Genomic DNA, 7,776 nt, shown 5'->3' on the forward strand with positions numbered 1-7,776 from the left:
CAACACATTACCGTACAAGATAGTCTGGTTACTATCCGGGTAGACGGAGAAGTAGTTACCGAATACGTGGAGCCAAAAGACGTGAAAGAAGATGCTGGTACCTCGGGACGGTACTTAGATAAAGGGACTTTCGCACTACAAGGGCACGATCCTAAGAGCAAAGTCTACTATAAAAATATTATGGTGAAAGTGCTACCGGATTAAGTAAAGCGCTTTACATCCGATGCCGTAATCTCGGCATCACACATAATCACCAATCGCTCAACTACATTGCGCAACTCCCGAATATTTCCGGTCCACTCGAAGCTTTGTAGTTCGGTAAGGGCATCTGGGGTAATTTTTTTGGTAGGCGCGCTGTACTCCTGAGCAATATCGTGTAAAAACTTATCTACCAGTCGCGGGATATCATCTTTCCGGTCTTTCAGGGCCGGAACATGAATGAGAATTACGCTTAAGCGATGATACAAATCCTCTCTAAAATTTTTTTCTTCAATCTCCCGTTTTAAGTCTTTATTGGTAGCGGCAATTACCCGAACATCTACCTTGATGGCTTTATCGCCACCCACACGAGTAATTTTATGCTCTTGCAGTGCTCGGAGTACTTTGGCCTGAGCTGAAAGGCTCATATCACCTATTTCATCTAAAAAGAGTGTACCGCCGTTAGCCTGCTCAAATTTTCCCTTCTTTTGTTTGATAGCAGAAGTAAATGACCCTTTTTCATGACCAAACAGCTCACTTTCAATAAGTTCGGAAGGAATAGCGGCGCAATTGAGTTCAATAAGAGGAGCTTTAGCCCGACTGCTTTGAGCGTGCAACCACTTAGCAACCAGTTCTTTTCCAGTACCATTTGGTCCGGTAACTAATACTCTGGCTTCGGTAGGCGCCACCCGAGCGATTGTTTCTTTTACCTCAGAAATAGCTTCGGATTCGCCAACAATTTCGCTAACTCCTGCTATTCGCTTACGAAGCTTTACAGTTTCTTCTACCAAATCTGATTTATCAAGTGCATTCTTAATCGTGACTAATAGACGGTTAAGATCGGGTGGTTTCTGTACAAAATCGTAAGCTCCTATTTTAGTAGCTTCTACCGCAGTTTCAATGCTTCCGTGGGCCGAAACCATAATAAACTGTGTATTCGTTCCCTGTTGAACGGCTTTCTCTAGTACCTCAATACCATCCATTTTAGGCATTTTGATATCACAGAGGGCTACGTCGTAGTCCTCTTTCGCCAGCATCTGAAGACCCTCTTCGCCATCAGTGGCTTCATCTACTGTGTACTTTTCGTACTCCAGGATTTCTCGTAACGATCCGCGGATTGCTTTTTCGTCGTCTATGATGAGAATTTTTGCCATACCATTGCTAAAGTATATAAGTAAGCCTGTAAGCCGGGTTCTGTTTTCCAGATGTAGAAACTACTTTTGGAATCTTGCCATTTATCTAGCCCCGGCATTGCTACCGGGGTCGAACGGCCTACCCGTACAGCTTCTTCCAAAAAAGAATAGGGCGAGCCACCCTATGCCCAGCCAAGCTGGTCTGCTGCACTTATTTGGCCTTTCAGCCCGTAAGGTTTGCCCTGCCTCCTTGGTCACCCTCGGAGCGGTGCGCTCTTACCGCACCTTTTCACCCTTACCCGCCTTAGGCGGGCGGTTTGTTTTCTGTGGCACTTTCTGTATTCATCTCCAACTCTATTGGAGACCAACCCTTCCTGTTAGGAAGTACGGTGCTCTGTGCTGCCCGGACTTTCCTCGTAATGCCTAGTGGGCACTCCGCGGCAAGACGGCTTACTAATGTTTATGTAACAATTGTACGATTTTTTTTAGAAAACGTCTAACCCAGTGAGTTTATGCTCCCATTTATCAGCTACTTGAGCCACCTCTCGGATAGCATTTTTAATATATTCTTTGTTCTGTATACTAACGAACTCCCGGAAAACCGATGCTTCTACCTTAATGAAAGTATCATCAACTATAAACCGCGAGTGGAGCATTTTTTTATTTTCTTCCATGAAGTCTATCAAATCCATATGTTGATAGAAGGGGCACACTTTAGAAATAAATGAGATAGTTGTTGTACCCTGATCATCAACTTCCTGTACTTTACCCCGTACCGCTTGGAAACGACCTTTTCCGAGAGGAACCACAATTACTAAAGTGTTCTCATCGTATTCAGAGAACTGACCTTCCAGTTCATCTGATATTTTCCGCATAAAATCTACTAGATCCATAGTCTTACAAGTGTATTGATTAAACTACGAATCTACTGAATGTACTAGAAAATACAGGTTTAACTCTATAAATCCTCTTACAATGTACTGTTTACGGCTATTATACTCGCTCTATCACTATTGCCGACGCGCCACCACCGCCATTGCAGATACTCGCTACTCCAATAGTAGCATTCTTTTGTTGGAGTACGTTGCAAAGCGTAGTGACGATACGCGCTCCGGAGCACCCCAGCGGATGACCCAGCGCTACTGCCCCACCAAAGATATTTACCTGATTGGGATTTAGCTCTAACTTTTGATTATTAGCGATAGCTACTACCGAAAAGGCTTCATTAATTTCGTAGTAGTCTACATCCTGCGAACTAACTCCTGCTTGTTGTATTGCCTTAGGGATGGCTAGTGCAGGAGAGGTGGTAAACCAGAGTGGGTCTTGGGCCGCATCAGCAAATCCTAAAATCTTCGCAACAGGTTTTAAATTAAGTTCCTTTAATTTTTTTTCACTCACCAGTACCATAGCCGCCGCTCCATCATTAATGGTGGAAGCATTGGCAGCTGTTACTGTTCCTTCTTTACTAAATACCGGACGCAGGTTAGGTATCTTCTTAAAGTCAACCCGTTTGTACTCTTCATCTTCTGTGAGAAGCAGTGGTTCGCCCTTACGCTGCGGAACTTCTATCGGAACAATCTCGGGTTTTATGTGTCCAGCTTCAGTAGCTCGTGCTACCCGCTTGTATGATTCAATAGCGTATTGATCCTGGGCTTCTCGAGAAATATTCATTTCCTTAGCCGTATTATCGGCACAGTTGCCCATTGCAAAGCCATTGTACACTTCAAATAGCCCATCTTTTTCTAACCCATCAACGAGTTCTCCGCCCCCATATTTGTAACCGAAACGGGCTTTAGGCAGGTAATATGGGATATTAGACATGCTCTCCATGCCTCCGGCTACAATGATGTCAGCTTGCCCCAACATAATCGCTTGAGCACCAAACATAGCGGCTTTCATTCCTGAGGCACAAACTTTGTTAACCGTAGTACACGGAACGGTATTCGGAATACCTGCTCCCAAAGCAGCTTGCCGAGCGGGTGCCTGCCCAAGATTGGCCGAAACTACATTACCCATCAGTACCTCTTCCACCTCACTCTCGGAAATCTGAGCGGACTGAATAGCTCCTCTAATAGCAGCAGTCCCTAATTCGGTAGCATTTATGCTGGCTAAACTACCCCCAAATGATCCAATGGGAGTTCGCACAGCGGAAACGATGTATACGGTGTTCATAGTGTTTTTATTTTTGGGGTTAGGGATTGGGTGTTGGGAATTAGAGCGGAATGTAGAAACAAAAGCACTTACCTTACTGGATTATACCAATACCTAAAACCTAACTCCCAAAACCTATAAATTACCAATCAGGTTTAGAGCGGTCTTTGGGTTTGGTTGGTTTTCGGCGGTTTTGTTGAATATACTGCATCTCATTATTGCGCATAGCTTCCAGAATCATTCGAGCTTTTTCTTCACTAATATTCATTTCTTCTAAGCGTTCTGATAAAGGAGAGTTAGACATTTCTTCCTCGCTTTTCTCACCTTCGCTCTGCTCTTCACCTTGTTGCGTATTCTGTTCTTGAGGATCAGCCTCTTCTGACTGCTGATCACCCTCTTGTTGTTCCGAATCGCTTTGTTGTTGATCTTGATTTTGTTCATCAGTAGACTCTCCTTCTTGATCTTGCTGCTGCTCCGATTGCTCCTCGTTCTGCTCCTGATTTTGTTGTTCCTGTTCTTTTTCTTCGTCAGATTGATCTTGATTGTCCTCTGATTGATCCTGCTGCTGCTCTTGTTCTTTCTGAAGTTTCTTTACCAACTCATAATTATAGCGAGCGTCTTCGTTAGCCGGGTTGGCTTTCAATGACTCTTTATACATGGCTAGTGCATCTTGGTACTGCTGCTGCTGGGTGGTTAAGTTTCCTAGCTGCTGATAAGCTACTGATTTAATAGCAGCGCTTTCTGCATTCATAAGCTGGCCGTATTGCCGTTGGGCAGTAGCAGTATCTCCGGCGTGCAATTGCGCGTGAGCCAAATTCAGATAAACGCGTTCATCCTGTACTTGCATAGAATCTACCAGCAGTTGATAATACTGCACGGCTTGCGTATAATCACCTTTCTGGTACGCTTCTTCTGCCTGTTTTTTCAACCGATTGATTGTGGCGATATCATCGATTCCACCTACAAATAATAGAAGACCCAGCACCCAACCCAGCAATTTCATATTCTTATCGTTTTTAATTTTATTAAATGATCTACTAAAAATAATCCTACACCTAACAGCAAAAAGTAGAAATACTTGTTCGCTGAGGCATCAATCTGCCGCGAATCCCTTAATTCTCCTTCTATTTGGCCAACGGAAGAAATAAGTCGCTCGGTATCATCCTGCCGACCACTAATCTCAAAGTACTGACCATTGGTCTGGTTAGCCAATTGCTGTAAAGCCTGAGGCTTCAATTTACTTATAACTACATTACCCGACCGATCGGTTTTAGGCACCCCCCTCACTACCAATTGACTACCTTGCTCAGTCCCTACTCCCAAGGTAAACAAACGAATACCACTTTGTTGAATCTTCTCAGATACTGCTGAAATATCATCGCCAAAATCTTCTCCATCACTAATTAGTAGTAGCACCTTCGATTTTTGTTGAGATGGATTTTCTTCATCTTTCTCAAATTTCTCAAGGGCTAAGCGAAGAGCAGGAGTAAAATCGGTGCCTGAGTTAGGGACCAAACTAGTATTCAGTGCATCAATAAACATATTCAACGCACTTTGGTCGTACGTAAGCGGACTTTGAATAAACGCTTCGGATGAGAAGATAATCAGCCCGATCCGATCCGAACTAAATGACTTTACAATATCTTTCAATTCATATTTTACCTTTTCCAATCGGCTAGGTTGCACATCGTTGGCATTCATAGATTGAGAGAGATCTACCAGTATGAAAATATCTTTACCTACTGCCTGAATTTCCTTGGTCGCTTTTCCCATAAGTGGTCCCAGAAGGGCTACCAAGAACAATACGAAGTAAAGAGCACGCAACCCCACTTTGAATACTACCGCCCGGTATCCTACCGGAATTGCCCGATTGATCCGAATGACTCTAGTCAGATACAGAATGTATCCTACGATAAAGAGAGAAAGAAATACTATTTCAGTTGTACTGAACGAACGATACCAATCCATACTTGCTTTACTTATCAAAGGTAACGACAAAAATAAGCACTAAGTGCAAATCTAAGCAAGGGAAGTTATGACAAGCCAAAAAAGTAATTTTTACCTTTTGTTTTTCTTGTTCTGGTTGGCATAGTAATAAAACTTATTTTATATTTGCACCCTTTATTAAACGTTAGGTCAAAGAAACCTGGAGAGGTGGGTGAGTGGCTGAAACCACATGTTTGCTAAACATGCGTACCCTAACAGGTACCGGGGGTTCGAATCCCCCTCTCTCCGCTCTGCAATTCAACAGAGAGAAATCTTTGTAGTAGTAGGGTTATCAAGATCATAGCTATCTAATAAATATTTGTTCGGGGCGTAGCGCAGTCCGGTTAGCGTACCTGCTTTGGGAGCAGGGGGTCGCAGGTTCGAATCCTGCCGCCCCGACTTGATTATCAAGCACTTACGAAGTCAAATTTGTAAGTGCTTTTTTATTTGCAAGCTATTTGCAAGCATTTGGCCTTAACATATCTGGCTAAAAAATTAATATTCTCTTAAAAAGAGAAACTTGTGTGCTTTTATTAGGTATACTTATTGAGTAAGGAAGGGATTTTTACTTATAATAAGTCTATTATGGCGAACAAAGCACAAGAAATCATTATACCCGAGCAAGGCGTCTTTCGAATTGTCTTTTTGTATGTTGGACAAGGCGACTCAGCAATATTAGTAATACCAGATGGAAGCGATTTCCGCTACGTGTTGCTAGATAACAATATTGATAAAAGCGCGGGTGGTATAGATACCGTAAAATTACTTAATGATCTTCTTGATAGTAAAAAGATAGTCTTTATGAATACTCATCCTCATAAAGATCATACGGAAGGAATTGAAGAAATTCATAATAAAGTGGGCGTTGAAGAAGTCTGGCATTCTGGTCATGTTCCCGGGAAAAATCACGATGATGCCTATCAGGAAATGAAGCGAGTTATCAAAAAGATCGGTTCGGACAATGAATACAAGTTTTTTGGAACTAATGATCTGAATAAGGTAAGACAGTCAGACGGGGAGACTCAAGTTATTAAGAAACTTGGGGATATTGATTTTCAAGTGTTGTCGCCAGCCGAATATTTGTGTGACGAAATTTCTGAACAGGATGGGGATAAACGCTATCGCCGTATTCATGAGCATTGTGCAGTTATCAAGTTTACTTACGGAAATCCAGCTAAAAGCGTATTGATGACAGGTGATGCTGACCGTGTCGCTTGGGAAGATCATATCCTTGAATACCACAAGGATTCAGTATCTGCCGAAGTTCTTAGTGCTGTTCATCATGGTTCGCGCACCTTTTTTAAACTTCCTAATAATGATGATGATGTTTACGAAACACATATTGAGACTATAGCTCCTAACGAACTAATAGTGAGTGCTCCAACTCAGAAAGAAAGTGGTCACGATCACCCTCATGATGACGCAATGAAATTATATAAAAAACACGTTGATGAGGATAACATCTTTCATTTAGGTGAAAAAAGAGAATCAATGATCGTAGATATCTATTCAGATGGAAATTATGACATCTATTCTGACGATGATGAGTTAGCTACTGAATATGGGTTTGGTAATGAACCTGATGACAACTCAGAGGGTGGTAAGAGAGTTGCTCCGGCAATCATCGGAGCAGGAACCAGCACCTTGGATAACAAACCTATGGGATAGCATGAGTGAATGGTTTGAACGTCATCCTCAAATTTTAGCGCGTGAGTCTAAACAGCTTAGTAATAATAGTAACTATGATGAAGTAGCTCAAAAGCGAGGTGTTTTATTTGTCTCTACGGGAAATATTAAAGTAAGAGCAAATGGTGTAACACATCACTACCCTGTAGTCATTGTTTATCCTAAAGCTACCCCTTATACCCTTCCTAGAATTTTTCTAGTCGAGAACGCGCTAAGCAAGGCGGAGTTAGAATCTTTAGCATCACTGGCTCATAGTGAAGTGTCAAAGTTCTTGGCATTGAAAGTTAAGTATTATTACCGCCGTCATCAAAACGCAGATGGAAGCTTATGCGCTCTGGAACAAGATAATCTTGATCAAGGCGGTGCAGAATTATTTGATGCAAATACTGTTTTAAGGCGGATTCGTAAGTACTTAGCTGGCTTCACTACAAATCACTTTCCACCTGAAGGGGCTGAAGTTGAATTATATTCACATTACCCGCATAAGGCACCATTCCATGTGTTATTGACTGATAGCTTTTATTTAGACAATGGCGTAAAGGGTGAGTATTATTTAAATCATATCTATGACCCTCCTGAAAGTATTTCCCGACAGAACCTACCCAATATATACTTTGGAGCT

At 42.2% G+C, this 7,776-nt stretch carries 8 protein-coding genes, 2 tRNA genes and 1 other RNA gene; 5 read left to right on the forward strand and 6 right to left on the reverse strand.

What is annotated here, in order from left to right:
- Positions 1-204: family 16 glycoside hydrolase (locus WBA23_RS22185; protein WP_424584469.1), on the forward strand; the 204-nt coding region annotated here is incomplete at its 5' end.
- On the opposite strand, the gene WBA23_RS22190 is transcribed toward WBA23_RS22185, so the two are convergent.
- From WBA23_RS22190 to WBA23_RS22215, 6 genes are all read right to left on the reverse strand, one after another.
- A complete protein-coding gene (locus tag WBA23_RS22190) occupies positions 201-1,352 on the reverse strand; it encodes a sigma-54-dependent transcriptional regulator (protein ID WP_424584470.1) in 1,152 nt (383 codons plus the stop codon). The genes WBA23_RS22185 and WBA23_RS22190 overlap by 4 nt on opposite strands.
- A 13-nt stretch (positions 1,353-1,365) precedes the next feature.
- Positions 1,366-1,788: RNase P RNA component class A (gene rnpB, locus WBA23_RS22195), an RNA gene on the reverse strand.
- Positions 1,789-1,816: 28 nt separating this feature from the next.
- Entirely contained in the window at positions 1,817-2,224 is a 408-nt protein-coding gene (locus tag WBA23_RS22200) for a hypothetical protein (protein WP_424584471.1), read from the reverse strand.
- A 100-nt stretch (positions 2,225-2,324) separates the two neighbouring features.
- Positions 2,325-3,503: an acetyl-CoA C-acyltransferase gene (locus WBA23_RS22205; RefSeq protein WP_424584472.1), complete on the reverse strand. Its 1,179-nt coding sequence runs from the start codon at positions 3,501-3,503 to the stop codon at positions 2,325-2,327.
- Positions 3,504-3,624: 121 nt separating this feature from the next.
- Positions 3,625-4,485 carry a hypothetical protein gene (locus tag WBA23_RS22210; protein WP_424584473.1) on the reverse strand — a complete coding sequence of 287 codons (861 nt, stop codon included), beginning with the start codon at positions 4,483-4,485 and terminating at the stop codon, positions 3,625-3,627.
- Positions 4,482-5,450, reverse strand: a complete 969-nt coding sequence (locus WBA23_RS22215) for a vWA domain-containing protein (protein WP_424584474.1) — start codon at positions 5,448-5,450, stop codon at positions 4,482-4,484. Before WBA23_RS22215 ends, WBA23_RS22210 begins: the two co-directional genes overlap by 4 nt.
- Positions 5,451-5,630: 180 nt before the next feature.
- Here WBA23_RS22215 and WBA23_RS22220 point away from each other — a divergent pair.
- The 4 genes from WBA23_RS22220 to WBA23_RS22235 form a co-directional block, all read left to right on the forward strand.
- A tRNA-Ser gene (locus WBA23_RS22220) sits at positions 5,631-5,717 on the forward strand.
- A gap of 75 nt (positions 5,718-5,792) precedes the next feature.
- Positions 5,793-5,867: transfer RNA gene (locus tag WBA23_RS22225), tRNA-Pro, on the forward strand.
- A gap of 186 nt (positions 5,868-6,053) precedes the next feature.
- Complete coding sequence (locus tag WBA23_RS22230) at positions 6,054-7,136, forward strand: ComEC/Rec2 family competence protein (RefSeq protein WP_424584475.1); 1,083 nt, start codon at positions 6,054-6,056, stop codon at positions 7,134-7,136.
- A 1-nt stretch (position 7,137) separates the two neighbouring features.
- On the forward strand, positions 7,138-7,776 hold a 639-nt coding region (locus tag WBA23_RS22235; protein ID WP_424584476.1), incomplete at its 3' end, for a hypothetical protein.

It is taken from the genome of Tunicatimonas sp., assembly GCF_049647865.1.
GTDB lineage: Bacteria > Bacteroidota > Bacteroidia > Cytophagales > Cyclobacteriaceae > Tunicatimonas.